At 61.0% G+C, this 19026-nt stretch carries 17 protein-coding genes; 8 read left to right on the forward strand and 9 right to left on the reverse strand.

The annotated features are described in order from the left end of the window. The first annotated feature begins 4 nt into the window (after positions 1-4). Complete coding sequence (gene pcaC, locus AC3IT9_RS06395) at positions 5-397, forward strand: 4-carboxymuconolactone decarboxylase (RefSeq protein ID WP_150754136.1); 393 nt, start codon at positions 5-7, stop codon at positions 395-397. A 138-nt stretch (positions 398-535) separates the two neighbouring features. On the opposite strand, the gene AC3IT9_RS06400 is transcribed toward pcaC, so the two are convergent. The 4 genes from AC3IT9_RS06400 to AC3IT9_RS06415 form a co-directional block, all read right to left on the reverse strand. Then, a complete protein-coding gene (locus tag AC3IT9_RS06400) occupies positions 536-1795 on the reverse strand; it encodes an OprD family porin (protein ID WP_489272433.1) in 1260 nt (419 codons plus the stop codon). Between the two features lie 430 nt (positions 1796-2225). Next, positions 2226-3686, reverse strand: coding sequence for an efflux RND transporter outer membrane subunit EmhC (gene emhC / locus AC3IT9_RS06405; protein ID WP_489272434.1), 1461 nt, complete (start codon positions 3684-3686; stop codon positions 2226-2228). After that, a complete protein-coding gene (emhB, locus tag AC3IT9_RS06410) occupies positions 3686-6847 on the reverse strand; it encodes an efflux RND transporter permease subunit EmhB (RefSeq protein ID WP_150757342.1) in 3162 nt (1053 codons plus the stop codon). The genes emhC and emhB overlap by 1 nt, the downstream gene beginning before the upstream one ends. Before the next feature lie 3 nt (positions 6848-6850). Further along, positions 6851-8008, reverse strand: a complete 1158-nt coding sequence (locus AC3IT9_RS06415) for an efflux RND transporter periplasmic adaptor subunit (RefSeq protein ID WP_150727592.1) — start codon at positions 8006-8008, stop codon at positions 6851-6853. Positions 8009-8285: 277 nt separating this feature from the next. On the opposite strand from AC3IT9_RS06415, the gene emhR reads away from it, so the two are divergent. Next, positions 8286-8918 (forward strand): efflux system transcriptional repressor EmhR, encoded by a 633-nt coding sequence (emhR, locus tag AC3IT9_RS06420; protein WP_150754131.1) that lies wholly within the window; start codon positions 8286-8288, stop codon positions 8916-8918. A gap of 350 nt (positions 8919-9268) precedes the next feature. Here the strand turns inward: emhR and AC3IT9_RS06425 are convergent, their stop codons facing one another. From AC3IT9_RS06425 to AC3IT9_RS06435, 3 genes are all read right to left on the reverse strand, one after another. Continuing rightward, positions 9269-10318 carry an alkene reductase gene (locus AC3IT9_RS06425; RefSeq protein ID WP_150754129.1) on the reverse strand — a complete coding sequence of 350 codons (1050 nt, stop codon included), beginning with the start codon at positions 10316-10318 and terminating at the stop codon, positions 9269-9271. 21 nt (positions 10319-10339) lie between these two features. Continuing rightward, on the reverse strand, positions 10340-11509 hold the full coding sequence (locus tag AC3IT9_RS06430) for an MFS transporter (protein WP_150727589.1): 1170 nt from the start codon (positions 11507-11509) through the stop codon (positions 10340-10342). Positions 11510-11604: 95 nt separating this feature from the next. Continuing rightward, complete coding sequence (locus AC3IT9_RS06435; RefSeq protein ID WP_007983055.1) at positions 11605-11907, reverse strand: ArsR/SmtB family transcription factor; 303 nt, start codon at positions 11905-11907, stop codon at positions 11605-11607. A 170-nt stretch (positions 11908-12077) separates the two neighbouring features. Between AC3IT9_RS06435 and AC3IT9_RS06440 the strand changes: the two genes are divergently transcribed. Next, positions 12078-12656 carry an acyl carrier protein phosphodiesterase gene (locus tag AC3IT9_RS06440; RefSeq protein ID WP_489272435.1) on the forward strand — a complete coding sequence of 193 codons (579 nt, stop codon included), beginning with the start codon at positions 12078-12080 and terminating at the stop codon, positions 12654-12656. A gap of 107 nt (positions 12657-12763) precedes the next feature. Here the strand turns inward: AC3IT9_RS06440 and AC3IT9_RS06445 are convergent, their stop codons facing one another. Continuing rightward, the gene (locus AC3IT9_RS06445; RefSeq protein ID WP_150757347.1) at positions 12764-13555 is read right to left on the reverse strand and encodes a lysophospholipid acyltransferase family protein; all 792 of its coding nucleotides are present in this window, start codon (positions 13553-13555) and stop codon (positions 12764-12766) included. Beyond that, positions 13555-14310 carry an L-ornithine N(alpha)-acyltransferase gene (gene olsB, locus AC3IT9_RS06450; RefSeq protein WP_057400777.1) on the reverse strand — a complete coding sequence of 252 codons (756 nt, stop codon included), beginning with the start codon at positions 14308-14310 and terminating at the stop codon, positions 13555-13557. Before olsB ends, AC3IT9_RS06445 begins: the two co-directional genes overlap by 1 nt. Positions 14311-14465: 155 nt before the next feature. Between olsB and AC3IT9_RS06455 the strand changes: the two genes are divergently transcribed. The 5 genes from AC3IT9_RS06455 (at position 14466) to AC3IT9_RS06475 (ending at position 18942) form a co-directional block, all read left to right on the forward strand. Continuing rightward, positions 14466-15353 (forward strand): acyl-CoA dehydrogenase family protein, encoded by an 888-nt coding sequence (locus tag AC3IT9_RS06455; protein WP_489272436.1) that lies wholly within the window; start codon positions 14466-14468, stop codon positions 15351-15353. A 165-nt stretch (positions 15354-15518) separates the two neighbouring features. After that, positions 15519-16613, forward strand: coding sequence for a serine hydrolase domain-containing protein (locus AC3IT9_RS06460; RefSeq protein WP_489272437.1), 1095 nt, complete (start codon positions 15519-15521; stop codon positions 16611-16613). Continuing rightward, positions 16610-16933 (forward strand): amidase, encoded by a 324-nt coding sequence (locus tag AC3IT9_RS06465; RefSeq protein ID WP_489272438.1) that lies wholly within the window; start codon positions 16610-16612, stop codon positions 16931-16933. Before AC3IT9_RS06460 ends, AC3IT9_RS06465 begins: the two co-directional genes overlap by 4 nt. 259 nt (positions 16934-17192) lie before the next feature. Next, positions 17193-17783, forward strand: a complete 591-nt coding sequence (locus AC3IT9_RS06470; protein WP_150727583.1) for a YceI family protein — start codon at positions 17193-17195, stop codon at positions 17781-17783. A 1-nt stretch (position 17784) separates the two neighbouring features. Then, positions 17785-18942, forward strand: coding sequence for a phospholipase D-like domain-containing protein (locus AC3IT9_RS06475; protein WP_150757351.1), 1158 nt, complete (start codon positions 17785-17787; stop codon positions 18940-18942). The last annotated feature ends 84 nt before the right edge of the window (positions 18943-19026 follow it).

The raw sequence follows: 19026 nt of genomic DNA on the forward strand, positions 1-19026 counted from the left end.
TGCAGTGGATGAGAAACAACGTTACGACGAGGGCATGGAAGTCCGTCGCGCGGTCCTCGGCGACGCCCACGTCGACCGCAGCCTGAACGCCCTGACCGAGTTCAACTCGGAGTTTCAGGAGATGATCACCCGCCACGCCTGGGGCGACATCTGGACCCGCCCGGGCCTGCCGCGCCATACCCGCAGCCTGATCACCATCGCCATGCTGATCGGCATGAATCGCGAGGGTGAACTCAAACTGCACCTGCGCGCCGCCGCCAACAACGGCGTCAGCCGTGGCGAGATCAAGGAAGTGATCATGCAGAGTGCAATCTACTGCGGGATTCCGGCGGCCAATGCGACGTTCCACCTGGCCGAGTCGGTGTGGGATGAGTTGGGGGTTGAGTCGCGGGAGTGATCCCGGTGATTTTGCGTTGATTGAACTGACGCCATCGCGGGCAAGCCCGCTCCCACAGGTTTTGTGTGTGCCCCCAAGATTTGGGCATGACATAAAACTTTGTGGGAGCGGGCTTGCCCGCGATGGCGTACTTGAGATTTACAACAAGCTGATCGGATAGCTGATGATCAAGCGGTTCTCATCGAACTCGTTATTGCTGTAATCCCGGCGCATGGTCGAGTTGCGCCATTTCAGGTTCAGGTCTTTCAGCGCACCGCTCTGCACGGTGTAGCCCAGTTCCGATTCCCGTCCCCATTCCTTGCCGTCGGTGATAGTGCCGGTGTGCACGTTGTCACCGCTGATGTAGCGGTTCATCAGGGTCAGGCCCGGTACGCCCACGGCGGCGAAGTTGTAGTCGTGGCGCACTTGCCAGGATTTCTCCCGGGCATTGTCGTAGCTGGAGTTGTAGCTGTCGTTGGCCAGGGTGCCGCCGCTGGTGCCGTTGACCCGCATCCAGGCATTGTCACCAGTGAGTTTTTGCAGGCCGACGTAGAAGGTGTTGCCGCCGTGCTTGGCCGAAAACAAGCCGTACATGGTCTTGTTGTCCAACTCGCCGGCCCGGGCGCTGCCGTCATCCTTGCCGTAGAAGAAACCCAGGTTGGCGCCCAGGGTCCAGTCGCCGATCGGCTGGTTGTGGGTCAGGTTGATGAATTGCTGGCTGTAGATGTCCTTGAGCTCGGCATTCCACAGACCGACCTGGGTGCGCTTGTCGTTGAACACGTACTCGCCGCCCTGGAAGTTGAAACGGTCGGAGGTGAACGCGGCTTTGCCGGTCATCGACATGTCGTTCATGCTGCTGTCGTCCCGTGGGCTGTTCTGGCGGAACTGGCCGCCGTAGAGCGTCAGGCCACTGATTTCCTTCGAGGTGATCTGGCCGCCACGGAAGGTTTGCGGCAGCGAACGACCGTCGTCCGAACGCAGGATTGGCAGCACCGGCATCCACTCGCCGACTTTCACTTCGGTCTGCGACAGCTTGGCCTTGAACGCGACGTTGGTGCGCCCGAAGTTATCCGCCGGGCGACCGTCATGATCCAGCGGCAGCAGTTGCGTACCACCTGTGCCTTTGCCGCCGTCGAGTTTCACCGAATACAAACCGAGCACATCCATGCCGAACCCGACTGTGCCCTGGGTGAAGCCGGACTTGGCGTCGAGGATGAAACTCTGCGTCCACTCTTCAGCCTTGCCCTGGGCTTTGGTCGGGTTGGTGAAGTTGCGGTTGATGTAGAAGTTGCGCAGGTTCAGGTTGACTTTGGCCCCTTCGACAAAACCCGACTCTTCGGCGTAGGCGGGCAGGGCGGCACTGGCCAGGGCGGCGGCGATCAGGCTGGGAACGAAATACTGCGCGGTGGAAGACGTCATGAGCTCGGGTCTCTCTAATTCTTGGGGATGAAGCGGGGTGATGCCGCAACCCGGGGTTGCAGACGAATATTCGAAATCAGCACAAAACGAAGCAGGTCAGCCGGAGAGGGCAGGGCGCGGGGGCATGGTGTCGAACCTGTTGTTATTGGTTTTGTGGTTCGGATGGTGCGTGGAATGTACTGGATGGTTCAATCGTGAAAAGCGGGTTTTGGGCGATTATCGAACGTAACATTGATTGGGGTTCTGTGTTGACTGCACTGGCCTTATCGCGAGCAGGCTCGCTCCCACATTCGACTGCATTCTATCTGTAAGAACTCGGTTACCTGTGGGAGCGGGCTTGCTCGCGAAGGGGCCATAACCGACAACACAAATTTTCAGGCAGCCAACAAAAAGCCCACCAATCGGTGGGCTTCGTGTTTTCACAGCACTATCAGAAATACTTCATCTTCGGTGCTTCTTCTTTCAACGGCTTATTCTTCGCCGTCTGTTCATTCCAGCCACCACCCAGGGCCTTGTACAGGTTGACCTGGCTGACCAGTTGCGCCAGACGGTCGGTGATCAACACCTGCTGCGCACTGAACAGCTGACGCTGGGCGTCGAGGAAGGTCAGGTTGCTGTCGACACCGATGCGGTAGCGACGCTCGGCCAGGCGGTAGTAGTCCTGGTTGGCACTGACGAAATCTTTCTGTGCCTGCAACTGCTGGACGTAGGTCTGGCGGGCGGCCAGGCCGTCGGCGACTTCCTGGAAGGCCGTTTGAATGGACTTCTCGTAGTTCGCCACGCCGATGTCTTTCTGGATTTTCGAGTAATCCAGACTGGCGCGCAGGCTGCCGGCGTTGAAGATCGGCAGGTTGATCTGCGGCTGGAACAACCAGGTGCCCGAACCACCCTTGAACAGACCGGACAGGTCCGGGCTCAAGGTGCCCGCATTGGCCGTGAGGCTGATGCTCGGGAAGAACGCCGCCCGCGCCGCGCCGATGTTGGCGTTGGCAGCCTTTAGGTTGTACTCGGCCTGAAGGATGTCCGGACGACGATGCAGCAGGTCCGACGGCAGGCCAGGCGGAACGTCGCTCAGCAGGTCGTCGTCAAGCGGTTTGGCTGCTTGCAGGTTGGCCGGGATACCGGTGCCGAGCAGCAGTACCAGGCTGTTCTCGTCCTGGGCGACCTGACGGGTGTACTTGGCCAGTTGCGCACGGGCGTTTTCCACCGAGGTGCGCGACTGCGCCAGGTCCAGGGCCGAGGCGACCCCGACTTCGTTGCTGCGGGCGGTGAGCTTGTAGCTCTCCTCGAAGGCGGCCAGGGTGTCCTGGGTCAGCTTGTACAGTTCCTTGTCGGCCTGCCAGGTCAGGTAGGCATTGGCCACACTGGCCACCAGGCTGATCTGCGTGCTGCGGCGGCCTTCTTCAGTGGCGAAGTACTTCTGCAACGCTTCTTCGTTCAGGCTGCGAACCCGACCGAACAGGTCGAGTTCGTAGGCGCTGATGCCAACAGTTGCCGAGTAGGAACTGGTGATGCCGGCTTCGCCGGTCTGTGAAGCGTCAGCCGGAAGCCGCTGACGGCTGCCGGTGCCGTTGGCCGAGACGGCCGGGAACAGATCGGCACGGGAGATGCGGTACTGAGCCGCAAACGCATCGATGTTCAGGGCCGCGACACGCAGGTCACGGTTGTTTTCCAGGGCCACCTGGATCAGCTGTTGCAGCGCCGGGTCATGGAAAAACTGCTTCCAGCCCTGCTCGGCAGCCGCTTGCGCCGGTGCCTGGGCCGGCGAGTACGCCAGGCCCTGCGGGTACTGGCCCGCCACCGGCGCTTCGGGCTGCTGATAATCAGGTATCAGCGAGCAGCCACCGAGCACAAAGGCGGCGACTGCCAGGGAGAGTAGCGACTTGCTCATTAGCCAGCCTCTTTAGGAGTTTCAGTAGCATCATCCTGGTCGGCGATTTTACGCTGGCCAATGGACGACACGGTGACGAAGAACAGCGGGACCCAGAAGATCGCCAGCACAGTGGCCGTGATCATACCGCCGATCACGCCGGTACCGATTGCATGTTGGCTACCCGAACCTGCACCGGTGGATATCGCCAGTGGTACCACACCGAGGACGAAGGCGAGCGAGGTCATGATGATCGGTCGCAGACGCATGCGGGACGCCTCGATCGCCGCATCGCGCAGGCTACGCCCTTGTTCATGCAGTTCCTTGGCAAATTCGACAATCAGAATGGCGTTTTTCGCCGCCAGACCGATAGTCGTCAACAAGCCTACCTGGAAGTACACGTCGTTGGACAAACCACGCAGGCTGGTGGCCATCAGTGCACCGATGATCCCCAGCGGTACCACCAACATCACCGCGATCGGAATCGACCAGCTTTCATACAACGCCGCCAGACACAGGAACACCATCAGCAGCGACAGGGCGTACAGCGCTGGCGCTTGCGAACCGGACAGACGTTCTTCGTACGACAGTCCGGTCCAGGAAATACCGACACCCGCCGGCAGTTTCTTGGCGATGGCTTCGACTTCGAGCATGGCTTCACCGGTGGAATAGCCTGGCGCCGGGGCACCGAGGATTTCCATCGCTTCCACGCCGTTGTAACGGGCCAGTTTCGGCGAACCGTAAATCCACTCGCCCTTGGCGAACGCGGAGAACGGAACCATGGTGCCGACGCTATTGCGCACGTACCACTTCTGCAGGTCTTCAGGGCCCATTCGAGCGCCTGGCTGGCCTTGCACGTAAACCTTCTTCACCCGACCACGGTCGATGAAGTCGTTGACGTAGCTACTGCCCAGGGCAATCGACAGGGTGTTGTTGATGTCGGCGATGGTAATGCCCAGGGCACTGGCCTTCTCGTCATCGATTTCCAGCTGGTATTGCGGTTCGTCGTTCAGGCCGTTCGGACGCACCTGAGCCAGAATCTTGCTTTGTGCGGCCATGCCGAGGAACTGGTTGCGCGCTTCCATCAGTTTTTCATGGCCGATACCGGCACGGTCCTGCAGGAACACGTCGAAACCGGTGGCATTACCCAGTTCCAGTACCGCCGGTGGTGCGAAGGCGAACACCATGGCATCGCGGAAGGTGAAGAAGTGCTGCTGGGCACGGGCCGCCACCTTGAACACGTTGTTGTCGGCGTTACGTTCGTCCCACGGACGCAGCATGATGAACGCCATACCCGAACTCTGGCCACGGCCGGCGAAGTTGAAGCCGGTCACGGTAAACACCGAGTTCACCGCATCGCCTTCGCCGCCATCCTTGCCCGGACGCAGCAGGAATTCGCGCATTTCGTCGACGACCACCTGGGTGCGCTGGGACGTCGAGCCGGCCGGGGTCTGCACCTGGGCGAACAGTACACCCTGGTCTTCTTCCGGCAGGAACGCCGTTGGAATGCGGGTGAACAGCCAGATCATGCCAACCACGATCAGCAGGTACGCCAACAGGTACGGGATCTTGCGCTGCAGGATATTGCCGACACCGCGTTCGTAGCTGCGAACGCCGCGGTCGAAATTGCGGTTGAACCAGCCAAAGAAACCGCGCTTGGGTACGCCGTGCTCGCCTTTCGGGATCGGCTTGAGCATGGTGGCGCAAAGCGCCGGGGTGAAGATCAGCGCGACCAGTACCGACAGGGCCATGGCCGAGACGATGGTGATCGAGAACTGCTTGTAGATCACACCGGTGGAACCGCTGAAGAACGCCATTGGCAGCAGAACCGCCGACAGCACCAGGGCGATACCGACCAGTGCGCCCTGGATCTGGCCCATGGACTTCTTGGTGGCTTCCTTGGGTGACAGGCCTTCTTCGCTCATCACCCGTTCGACGTTTTCCACCACGACGATGGCGTCGTCCACCAGCAAGCCGATGGCCAGCACCATGCCGAACATGGTCAGGGTGTTGATGCTGAAACCCGCTGCCGCGAGGATCCCGAACGTACCGAGCAATACCACCGGCACGGTCATCGTGGTGATGATGGTGGCGCGGAAGTTCTGCAGGAACAGGAACATCACCAGGAACACCAGCGCGACCGCTTCGACCAGGGTGTGAACCACGCCCTTGATCGATTCCGTTACTACCGGAGTGGTGTCATACGGGAACACCACTTCCATCCCTTCAGGGAAGAACGGCTTGAGGCTGTCGATGGTCGTGCGCAGGGCCTTGGCGGTATCGAGAGCGTTGGCACCGGTGGCCAGTTTCACCGCCAGGCCGGAAGCCGGGGCGCCGTTGAACTGGGCGTTGATGCTGTAGTTCTCGCCACCCAGACCAACTTCGGCGACATCTTTGAGGCGAACCTGGGAACCGTCCTTGTTGACCTTGAGCAGGATCTTGTCGAATTGCTCCGCGGTCTGCAGGCGGGTCTTGCCGATGATCGTCGCGTTCAACTGGGTGTCGGGCAGGGCAGGCAGGCCGCCGAGCTGGCCGGACGACACCTGGACGTTTTGCGCAGCGATGGCGGTTTTGACGTCGATCGGGGTCAGGTTGTAGTTGTTCAACTTGGCCGGGTCGAGCCAGATACGCATGGCGTACTGGGAACCGAACACCTGGAAGTCGCCGACACCGGCGGTCCGCGAGATCGGGTCCTGCATGTTCGACACGATGTAGTTGGACAGGTCGTCCTTGGTCATGCTGCCGTCACGCGACACCACGCCGATCACCAACAGGAAGTTCTTCACCGCCTTTGTGACGCGGATACCTTGCTGTTGCACTTCTTGCGGCAGCAGCGGGGTGGCCAGGTTCAGCTTGTTCTGGACCTGAACCTGCGCGGTGTCGGAGTTGGTGCCTTGCTCGAAGGTCGCGGTAATGGTCATGGTGCCGTCGGAGTTACTTTCCGACGAGACATAACGCAGGTTGTCGATACCGTTGAGCTGTTGCTCGATCACCTGAACCACGGTGTCCTGAACCGTTTGTGCCGAAGCACCCGGGTAGGCCACGGAGATGGCGATCGCTGGAGGTGCAATGCTCGGGTACTGGTTGATCGGCAACCGGAGGATCGATAGTGCCCCGACCAACATGATCACCAGGGCAATTACCCAGGCGAAAATCGGACGGTCGATAAAAAATTTCGACATGGTTTACTCCCCTTTGCCGCCGGAGGCTTTATTAGCTGCCTGGGCGGGGGCCGGGTTCTTTGCGGCTACGTTGGTCGCTTCACTGGCCTTGACTTCGACGCCGGGTTTGACGAATTGCAGACCTTCGGTGATCAGGCGATCGCCGGCCTTCAGGCCGTCTTCGATCAGCCATTGATTGCCGACGGTGCGGTTGGCCTTGAGTTGACGCAGTTCGACCTTGTTGTCCGGGCCGACAACCAGTGCGGTCGGCGTCCCTTTGAGGTCGCGGGTCACACCTTGCTGCGGGGCCAGGATCGCCGCGCTGTTCACACCGGCCAGCAACTTGGCGTGCACGAACATGCCTGGCAGCAGGGTGTGATCAGGGTTCGGGAAAATCGCGCGCAGGGTGACGGAACCGGTGGTCTGGTCAACCGAGATTTCGGAGAACTCCAGCTTGCCGTCCAGCTTGTACTCGCTGCCGTCTTCGAGGGTCAGCTTGACCGAGGCTGCGTTGTCGCCAGCCTTTTGCAGGCGACCGCTTTCCAGCTCACGGCGCAGTTGCAACAGCTCGACCGAGGACTGCGTCACGTCGACGTAGATCGGGTCGATTTGCTGGATCACCGCCATCGCGTCGACCTGGGCATTGCTGACCAGCGCGCCTTCAGTCACCGAGGAGCGGCCGATGCGGCCGGTCAGCGGGGCATAGACCTTGGTGTAGCGCACGTTGATCTGTGCGGTTTGCAACGCGGCTTCCGATTGCAGGCGGTTGGCCACGGCGGTGTCGTATTCCTGACGGCTTACGGCTTGTTCGTCGACCAGTTGCTTGTAGCGGTCGGAAATCGACTTGGTCGAACGCAGGTTGGCTTCGGCGCTGGCGAGCGTTGCTTCATAGATCGACGGGTCGATCTGATAGAGCTGCTGGCCAGCCTTGACGTCACTGCCTTCCTTGAACAGGCGCTTGAGAATGATGCCGTTGACCTGCGGGCGGACTTCGGCAATGCGGAACGCACTGGTACGGCCGGGCAGATCGGATGTCAGGGTGAAAGCTTGCGGTTGCAGAGTCACGACGCCGACCTGAGGCGGTGGGGCGGCCGGTGCTGCCTCTTCCTTTTTGCATCCGCTGAGTAGCGATGCCAGGGCGACGGCGGCGACCAGAGCGGTAACAGCTGGCTTGAATTGCATGAAAATCCTCGGGTCAGGCGCGCAAGGAGCGCACTAGAAAGGTGGAAGGTTGAAAAGTGTTTGCCGAGTGGATAAGTAGCTTGCTAAGGAATATACTTACGTACATGGCTGTTTGTAAATACCCAGGCTGCGTATCAACGTCGTTACATGGGCCGTTACACAAGCCGTTGAAAGGTTGGAATTGTAGGCCGGGGACGCACCCCCAGAACGTTCGCCCCACTTTTATTCAGCTGATGTTCAGGCATCGCTGAAGCACCCCGATTGAGGTTGTACTGCCATGGTCCGTCGTACCAAAGAGGAAGCTCAGGAAACCCGCGCGCAAATTCTCGTGGCGGCCGAAAAGGCCTTCTACGAGCGGGGCGTGGCGCGCACGACCCTGGCGGACATCGCGACTCTGGCTGGCGTCACTCGAGGGGCCATCTACTGGCATTTCAGCAACAAGGCGGATCTGGTGCAGGCGATGCTCGACACCCTGCATGAGCCGCTGGAAGAAATGGCCAAGGCCAGCGAGAGCGAAGACGAACTCGATCCCCTGGGCTGCATGCGCAAACTTTTGATTCATTTGTTTCATCAGATTGCGCTGGACCCGAAAACCCGACGCATTAACGAGATTCTTTTTCATAAGTGCGAATTCACCGATGAAATGTGCGACCTGCGCCAACAACGGGTGTCAGCCAGCCTCGAATGCAATGTGCGGATCGGCCTGGCCCTGAGTAATGCCGTGAATCGTGGCCAGTTGCCGGAAAACCTCGACACCGCCCGCGCAGCGATCAGCTTGCATGCTTATATTGATGGCATCCTGTACCAGTGGTTGCTGACCCCTGACAGTTTTGAATTGCACGCCGAAGCCGAGCGTTGGGTCGATACCGGGCTGGATCTGTTGCGCTTCAGCCCCAGCCTGCGCAAATAAAGCAAAATGCGTAATCGGCGCCTTGTGTGTCAACCGTTGAAGCCGAAGATGAACAGTTCTTCACGCGCCCTTCGACAATGGGGTGCTTTTATATACTTACGCTCGGCAGGTTGACAGGTAGCAAGCTCAGTAATTTGTAGGGAATTTGTGTCAAGTCTTTGAGAAGCCCACATATTTCCCCTGTAGGAGCGAGCCTGCTCGCGATGGCGGTGGGTCAGTTACATCAATGTTGAATGTACCGCCCTCATCGCGAGCAGGCTCGCTCCTACAGTGGATAGTGTTAATGCGTCCAGATACTAAAAAGCCCCGGCTCTTTCGAGTCGGGGCTTTTGCGTTTCAGCCGTTACTGATTACAGCGTCGGGTAGTCGATGTAACCGACCGGGCCCTTGGCGTAGAACAGTTCCGGACGCGCGTCGTTCAGCGGCGCGTCAGCCTGCAAGCGTGCTGGCAGGTCAGGGTTGGCAATGAAAGGTACGCCGAAGGCGACTGCATCGGCCTTGCCGCTGGCGAGCAACGCGTTGGCGCTGTCCTTGGTGAAACGCTCGTTGGCAATGTAAGGGCCGCCGAAGGCTTCCTTGAGTTGTGGGCCGAGGCTGTCGGCACCTTCTTTCTCCCGCGAGCAGATGAAGGCAATGCCACGCTTGCCCAGTTCGCGAGCGACGTAGGTGAAGGTCTCGGCCAGGTTGTCGTCGCCCATGTCATGCAAGTCGGCGCGTGGCGACAGGTGCACGCCCACACGACCGGCACCCCAGATTTCGATCGCCGCGTCAGTCACTTCCAGCAGCAGGCGGGCACGGTTTTCCAGGGAGCCGCCGTAGTTGTCGGTGCGCTGGTTGGTGCTGCTTTGCAGGAACTGGTCGAGCAGGTAACCGTTGGCGGCATGGATTTCCACACCGTCGAAGCCAGCGGCCTTGGCGTTTTCGGCACCGACGCGGTAAGCGTCGACGATGTCGGCGATTTCAGCGGTTTCCAGGGCGCGCGGCACCGGGAAGTCGGCCAGCGGACGCACCAGGCTGACGTGCCCCTTGGGCTGGATGGCGCTCGGGGCGACCGGGGCTTCATCGTTCAGGTACAAACCGTGGGAAATGCGACCCACATGCCACAGTTGCAGGAAGATCTTGCCGCCCGCGCCATGGATAGCCTTGGTCACGTTGGACCAGCCACGCACCTGATCGTTGGACCAGATGCCCGGGGTGTCCGGGTAGCCGACGCCCATCGGCGTCACCGAAGTGGCTTCGCTGAGGATCAGGCCGGCGGAGGCACGTTGCACGTAGTACTCGGCCATCAGCGCGTTGGGCACGCGACCTTCGTCGGCGCGGCAGCGGGTCAGTGGCGCCATGATGATGCGGTTGGCCAACTCGAGGTCGCCCAGTTTGATCGGATCGAAAATAGTCGTCATTTAGTGGCTCTCTTTTGGAGATCAGTTAGAAGTAGCTGGGGCCAGATCGGGATTACCGCTCTGACGGAAAGTAATCAGGGTCACCAGCAGGGCGAGTACCGCCAGTACGGCTGCCGCGAGGGGCACGCTGGTCAGGCCGAAGCCGTGGGCAATCACGCTGCCGCCGACCCAGGCACCCAGGGCGTTGCCGATGTTGAAAGCGCCGATGTTCAGGGTCGACACCAGGTTCGGTGCGGCCTTGCCGAAGGTCACCACGTTCACTTGCAGCGCCGGCACGGCGGCGAAGCACGCGGTGGCCCAGAGGAACAGGGTGATTTCGGTCGGGATCAGCGCGACGCTGGTCCAGGTCAGCACGGTGGACACCACGGCCATGGTGATGAACACGCCGATCAGCGTCGCGGCCATGCCTTTGTCGGCCAGCTTGCCGCCGATGATGTTGCCGACCGTCAGGCCCAGGCCGATGAGCATCAAGGTCCAGGTCACGCCACGGGGCGAGACGCCGGTGACTTCGCCCAGCAGCGGGGCGACGTAGGTGAACAGGGTGAACACCGAGGCGGCGAACAGTGCGGTCATGCTCAGGGACAGCCAGATGCCGCCGCCCTTGAGCGCGGCCAGTTCGGCGCGCATGTCGAGTTTTTCTTCATCACGCTTGGCCGGCAGGAAGCGGATCAGACCGATCAGTGCGATCACACCGATCACGGTCACGGCCCAGAAAGTCGAACGCCAGCCGGCTTCCTGACCGAGGGCGGTGCCCAGAGGTACGCCGAGTACGTTGGCCAGGGTCAGGCCGGTGAACATCAGGGCCACGGCCGAAGCGCGTTTGTTCGCAGGCACCAGGCCGGCGGCTACCACTGAACCGATACCGAAGAAGGCGCCATGGCACAGGGCGGTGACCACACGGGCGAACATCAGCACGTTGTAGTCGCCGGCCACTGCGCAGAGCACGTTGCCGACAATGAAGATGCCCATCAACGCCACCAGGGCTGCCTTGCGCGGCAGTCTGGCGGTGGCCAGCGCCATGAACGGCGCGCCGATGGCCACGCCCAGGGCGTAACCGGTCACCAGCCAGCCGGCACCGGGAATCGATACACCGAGGTCAGCCGCCACGTTGGGCAGCAGGCCCATGATGACGAACTCGGTGGTGCCGATGGCGAAGGCGCTCAAGGCCAGGATGAGTAGCGAGAGGGGCATGGGGTAATTCCTTTTTTAGCCGACTGACGTGGGGGGCGTTCTCAATTGGTTTTCCCCACGCTGTGTGAAAACCAATTGAGAACGCCCCCACAGGGTCAGAGCTCTTTACTGAAGGTTTTGAGGAACTCCTGAATGGTTTCCTCGTTGCGTTTGAAAAAATGCCACTGGCCGACTTTGCGGCTGCTGATCAGGCCGGCGCGTTGCAGGGTCGCCAGGTGTGCGGACACCGTGGACTGCGACAGGCCGCAACGTTGATCGATCTGCCCGGCGCAAACGCCGTGCTCGTTACTGTGGGACTGGTCGGGAAATTCGACGGTCGGGTCCTTGAGCCAGTGCAGGATTTCTCGCCGTACTGGGTGTGCCAGGGCTTTTATTATTTCGTCGAGATTGATGGTCATGATGTGGGCTCGTGATGTTTAAAACGCTATATCGCGATGAGGCGAATTTTAAATCGGTATTTCGCGATATACAAATATGATTTGGCTCTGACCAGCTCACATTTCGGTATATCGAGTTATAGCGATATGTTGAGTGTAACAAGACAAGAGGGCAGTGCTAAGCTGCGCCCATGAACTATCTCGCACATCTTCACCTCGGTGGCCAGCGTCCCGGCCAATTGCTCGGCAGTCTGTATGGCGATTTCGTCAAGGGACGGCTGCAAGGGCAGTTCGCACCGGAAATCGAGGGGGCTATCCAGTTGCACCGCAGCATCGACGTGTTCACCGATCGCCATCCGCTGGTCGACGTCGCGCTGTCGCGTTTCTCCCTGACCCGGCGTCGCTACGCGGGGATCGTGCTCGACGTGTTTTTCGACCATTGCCTGGCTCGTGACTGGACGCTGTACGCCGACCGACCGCTGGAGCTGTTCACTTCAGACGTGTACCGCGTGCTGTCCAGCGAACGACAACTGCCGGAGCGGCTGGCGAAGATTGCGCCGTACATGGTGGCCAATGACTGGTTGGGTTCGTATCAGGAGTTCGAAGTGCTGGAGCAGGTATTGCGCGGGATTTCGCGGCGCCTGACCCGGCCGGAAGAGCTGGCGGCGGCGATGCAGGAGTTGCGGCGGTTGTATGAACCGTTGAGCGAGGATTTTCGGTTGTTCTATCCGCAGCTACAGGATTTTGCCCGGAACTATTCAACACCATAAAACCACTGTAGGAGCGAGCCTGCTCGCGATTGCGGTCTGTCATTCAGCATCATCGTTGAATGTTAATCCGCTATCGCGAGCAGGCTCGCTCCTACAGGGGGGGGTTTTTATGCCGCAATGGCAGGACGCATCGGTGCCCGCTGAGGTTCAACGACAGCACCAAACAACACCTTCTGCACCGCCTGCTGAGCCTCGAACGCCAATGCCGCGCGCTCCCGACCTTCGCAAGCGATCGGCTTGAGCAGATGAATCTCCACGCCGCCACGGTCATTGGCAAACAACCGCATCAGATGCGACAGCAAGTCATCGTCGCCAATGAACGGCGCCAACGTGCAAGGCTCGCCGTCACGCACATAACGAATCGCCACCGGCTGCATGGCCACTTCGGAATCGATGGCGGCGGACAGCAGGCGGCCATGGAAAGTACGCAGCGAACGGCCATCGGTGGTGGTGCCTTCCGGGAACATCAGCAGGGGGTGTGCCTGTTCCAGGTGACGGGTCATCTGCTTGCGGATCAACTGGCTGTCACCCGAGCCACGGCGGATAAACAGGCTGCCGGCCTTGGCCGCCAACCAACCCGCTACTGGCCAGGTGCGCACTTCGGCCTTGGACAGGAACGACAGCGGCGTGAGCATGCCCAGCAGCGGGATGTCGGTCCAGGACACGTGGTTGCTGACCCAGAGCATCGGCGTCTTCGGCAGCTCGCCGTGCACGGTCACGTCAAAGGGCAGGGCGTTGCTCAGGCGGGCCATGAAAAACCGCGACCAGCGCTGACGACGTGCCATCGAATGGGCCATGCCCAGGCGCTCGAACACCCCGAACACGCTGGCCATGCCCAGGCCCAGCGTCACCACCACCAGCACTCGCGCGATTCGCGCGTACACCCGCAACCGGCTCATTACACAGCCGCCTTGAAGTGTTTGGCGTAACGCGGGCAGAGTTCGTCGCGCTTGAGCAGGATGAACACGTCGGCGACCTGGAAGTCTTCGTCCCAGCATGGCTCGCCACAGATCTTCGCGCCCAGGCGCATGTAGGCCTTGAGCAGCGGTGGCATTTCGGCAATCACGTTCGACGGGATGTCCAGGCTCGGCAGCGGGTTTTTCGGCTCGGCGCGCAGGTGTTCGGTGCATAGGTAGCGTTCGCGCAGACGCTGCATGATCGCGTGGGCCTGCACGCCGCCATCCTGCATCGGAATACTCGCGCAGCCCATCAGGTAGCTGTAGCCGCCCTGGTTCAGGACTTCCGCCAGTTCGCCCCAGAGCACGGCGATGGTGCCGCCGTTGCGGTAGGCCGGGTCGACGCAGGTGCGACCGATTTCCAGGATCGGGCCTTGCAGGTGCACCAGGCCGTGGAGGCTGAATTCTTCTTCGCTGTAGAACTTGCCCAGGCTGCTGGCCGCCGTGTGATCGAGCAAACGGGTGGTTGCCACCAGACGGCCGGTATTCAAGTCACGCACGCCGATGTGGGCGCAGTGAACGTCGTAGTCGTCCATGTCCAGACCCAGTTCAGCACCCTTGAGTCTGGCGTTGAATTCGCCGCTGAACACGTTGAAGCGCAAGGCCTGGGCTTCCTGCAAAGCCTCGGCACCCACCAGGCGTTCGGCTTGCAGGCGGCGTTCGTTGCCGGTGTCGCTGATGCGGGCGATCTGAGTCATGACGAATCTCCGTGCGGGCTGCTCACCCGTCTTTGGGCTACAGCGAATCGACTTTCTTTGTCTAGCCGTGTTGTGCAAAGTCAGGCTATGTAGCCCCGGTGTCATCGCCATTAAGCTTTGGTGATGCTTATATGACAGCCCTCGAGGAGCCTCTTATGCCCTGGCAAACCCTGTTGAACCGCCGTGATCGCTTGCCCGCCAACCCGGATCTGGCCGAAGGTTTCGCGACTTTGTTGCAGCAGTTGGGCACGGTCGCGCCGTTTGAATTGGCGGTGCTTGGCGGGCGGTTGATGGCGACGCCGGGGCTAGCGTTCCTGGTGGGGTATCAGGCGGCCTTGCGCATGCTCTGGCCGAGCGCGCCACTGAGCCTGGGCGCGCTGTGTGCCACCGAACAACGCAGCCTGCGCCCGGCCGACATGCAAACCCGACTGAGCGGTTTGCGCCTGAGCGGACGCAAGGATTTCGTCACCGCAGGTCATGCCGCCGACTGGCTGCTGGTGGCGGCGCGCAGCGAGGATCCCGGCGCCGATCCACGCTTGAGCCTGGCGGTGATCTATCGCGATGAGCCGGGTGTGCGGGTGGAAAAACTGGCGCCGATCCCGTTGATGCCGGACATCAGCCATGGCCGTTTGTTTCTGGATAACGCGCTGTGCGAATTGCTGGCGGGGGATGGTTGGGATGCGTATGTCAAACCGTTCCGCACGCTGGAAGACATCTATGTGCTGAGCGCCATGACGGCGTGGTTGTATGGCGTCGGTCAGGAATGCGATTGGCCGCAAGGCTTGCAACTGCGGTTGCTGGGGGTATTGGCGGGGTGCGCGGAAACCAGCCGCCAGCCACCGACCCATCCGGCCGGGCATGTGTTGCTTGGCGGGTTGTTTGCACAGTTCGATGGGCTCAAGGCTGAGGTGAGTGAGGCGCTGGCTGGAGGGCCTCCAGAGTGGGCGACGATGTGGCAGCGGGATCAGGCGGTGATGGAGTTGGCGGCGGGGGCTCGGGGGAAGAGGTTGGCCAAGGCATTGGCGGAATCTTCACTGCCCTGACTGGCCTCTTCGCGAGCAAGCCCGCTCCCACATTGGATCTTCGGTGTTAGCCAGATCCCTGTGGGAGCGGGCTTGCCCGCGAAGACGGACTGATTGGCAGCACAAATTTCTGAACTGTCATCAACCTCGACTAGGCTCAGCAGGTTCAATCTCCGAGCCCCCGCCATGCCCAAAGGCTTGTCCCTGATTTTCCTGCTGTTGCTCAGCCTCACGGCCCGGGCCGAAAGCTGGCCCGCCGAGCAATGGCCGACCGCCCCGACGCCGACCGGCCCGGGGCTTCAAGCCTTGGAAGCCTATGCCTTCCCATCCCGCGATGACACTACTCGTCAGGGCATCCGCACCGATGCCTTGTTGGTGATCCGCGACGGCCAGTTGATTTACGAACGCTACGCCAGTCCGACGACGGCCGAGACGCCGCACCTGACCTGGTCGATCAGCAAGAGCCTGATGGCTACGGTCCTCGGTGTGGCCTACGGCGAAGGGCTGTTCAAACTCAGCGACCCTGTGGCGAAGTTTTATCCGCCCCTGCAAAAATACCCCGACATGACCATGGCCGACCTGCTGCACTGGGCCTCGGGCCTGGATTGGCAAGAGGACTATGAATACGCACCGCTGAAGTCTTCGGTGGTGGCCATGCTCTACACCCGCGGTCACCACGACATGGCCGCGTTCACCGCGGCCCATGCGGAGTACGCAGCGCCCGGCCAGGCATTTCGCTACTCCAGCGGTGACAGCAACCTGTTGTCCGCCGCGCTGAAAACCATCGTCGGTCCCAGCCGCTATCCCGACTATCCGTGGACTGCGCTGTTCGAACCGCTGGGCATTCGCCATGCCGTTTGGGAAACCGATGCCACGGGCACTTTCGTCGCTTCGTCCTATGCCTACCTCACCGCACGGGATCTGGCCCGGGTCGGTCTGTTGATGGCCCGCGAGGGTCGCTGGGCAGACAAGCAACTGCTGCCCAAGGACTGGGTGGCGTTCAACCGTGAGCCGTTCGCTCACTATCACGCCGATCAAGACGATGCCGTCCCCGGCGGTCAGTGGTGGCTCAATCGAGCCGTAGAGGGCGCCGCACGACCCTGGCCCGATGCCCCCGCCGATACCTTCGCCGCACTGGGTCATTGGGGCCAGGCGATGTACGTGATCCCCAGTGAACAACTGGTGATCGTCCGCTATGGCGATGACCGCGACGGCAGTTACCGGCACAACCAATTGCTCCAGCTCGCGCTCAAGGCCTTTGCCGGGAAGGTGCAGCCATGAGCAGTTTCATTCGCCGTCGACCAGTCAGTTCCCTGTTGCTGATCCTGCTGATCGCCTTGCTCGGCTGGGTCTGGCACGAGCGGGTGGCGCTGTTGGCGTTCCCCGACATCATCAGCGCCTACACCGCCAAGGAATACTGTTCGTGCCGCTACGTGATGAACAACGACGCCGAGTACTGTCAGGGTTATGTGAAACAGTGGCTGCCCGCCAGCGGCTTTACCGATGACCCGGCCGGCAAACGCGTCACGGTCAGTGGCATGGGGCGCAGCAACAGCGCGGTGTGGATCGGCGAGCGCCAGGGCTGTCGCTTGCAGCCTTGACTGAGACCGGGCGCGGGCTTCTGTGGCGAGGGGGCTTGCCCCCGTTCGGCTGCGAAGCAGACGCAAAGCCATCCTCCCCGATGAATCAGACTTAATGCGTTGTAGATTTCAGCACTGCTTCGCAGCGCAACGGGGGCAAGCCCCCTCGCCACAAAAGCTCACTTGCCCCAGGGAATGTGTTCAAAGAGCAACAGAAAGTTTGCAACCTGTGACAAGCCAGTTAAGGTTCAGCACAGGTTTATCTGCCCCACGAGTCTCTATGTTCAAGCGCTCCACCTTCCAAACCCTCACGTTCCTGCTGCTGGCCGGCGCCGCGTTGTCGGCCCGTGCCGATTGGTACCTGGATGGCGAATCCTCACGCCTGTCGTTCGTCAGCACCAAGAATGCCAATGTCTCTGAAGTGCAGCGCTTTCTGGTGTTGCACGGCAAGGTCGACCCCGAGGGGCTGGCGCAGGTCGAAGTCGAACTGGAGTCGATCAACAGCGGCATCCCGTTGCGCGATGAGCGCATGCGCAAGGAACTGTTCCAGATCGACCGGTTTCCCGACGCCTTGATCACCACGAAAATCGATCTGCGCCCGATCAACGACCTCGCTCCCGGCGCACAGCTGGAGTTGCGCCTGCCGCTGACTGTCGACCTGCACGGCAAGCAACACGAGTACCACGCCGAACTGCTGGCGACCCGTCTCGATGATCGACGCTTTCAGGTGGTGACCCTCGAACCGCTGGTGATCAACGCCGAAGATTTCGATTTGGCTCCCGGCCTGGATTCGTTGCGCAAACTGGCCGGTTTGTCGGCGATCAGTCTTTCAGTACCGGTGAGTGCGGTACTGATATTCACGGCGCGCTGACATGGCCGGAGCGATTTTTCCATGGCGTGAAGGCAACCACTTCGAACTGCTGGTCGACGGTCCGCAGTTTTTCCCGCGCATGCTGGTAGCGATTGCCCGCGCCGAAGAACAGGTTGAATTGGAGTTGTATCTGGTGGAGGCGGGCGCCTGCGCCGAAGCCATGGTCCAGGCCTTGGTGCAGGCCGCCGAGCGCGGTGTGCGGGTACGCTGCCTGTTCGATGATTACGGCAGCCTCGCTTTTACCCTGACCTTGCGCCAGCGGCTGATGGCTGCCGGGGTGGAACTGCGTTTCTACAACCGGCTGAGCTGGCGGCGCTGGGTCGGCAACTTCTACCGCGATCACCGCAAGCTGTTACTGGTGGACCAGAGCCTGGCCGTGGTCGGCGGCACCGGAGTCACTGATGAATTCTGGACGCCGGGCGAAGACGTCAGCGAATGGCACGAAGTGATGGTGGAGATCACCGGCCCACTGGTGCTCGACTGGCAACTGCTGTTCGATCGTCAGTGGATTGCCAACCGCCATCGACGTGCCTGGCGATCGGCCTCGCATTTCGGTTTGCCGCGCCTGCCACGAGTGCCGTCGATAGGCGAGGGCATGGGCCGGGTAGCGTATGCCGACGCCCGTCAACACCGGGACATTCTGCAGTCGCTGGTGCGAGCCCTGAACAGCGGTCAGCGACGGATCTGGCTGGCCACGCCGTACTTTTTGCCGACCTGGAAAGTCCGTCGCTCCCTGCGCCGGGCGGCTGCCCGGGGCGTCGATGTGCGGTTGCTGCTGACCGGCCCCCGTACCGATCACCCATCCGTGCGCTATGCCGGCCATCGCTACTACCCGCGACTGCTCAGGGCCGGGGTGACGATTTACGAATACCAGCCGTGTTTCCTGCACCTGAAAATGGTCCTGATCGATGACTGGGTGAGCATCGGCTCGTGCAACTTCGATCACTGGAACCTGCGCTTCAACCTGGAAGCCAACCTGGAAGCACTGGACCCCGGATTGACCCGAGCGGTAGCCGCGAGTTTCGAACGGGACTTCGGGTTGAGTGAGCAAGTCAGTCTGGAAGAATGGAAGCGTCGGCCACTGTGGCGGCGGGTCAAACAGCGAGTGTGGGGATGGGTGGATCGGCTGGTGGTGAATCTGCTGGATCGACGGGGTTGACGCCGATCTTTTAGACACCAGAAACCAAATGTGGGAGCGGGCTTGCTCGCGAAAGCGATCTGTCAGTCGACATCATCATTGACT

This window comes from Pseudomonas sp. KH_046_1 (assembly GCF_057839025.1).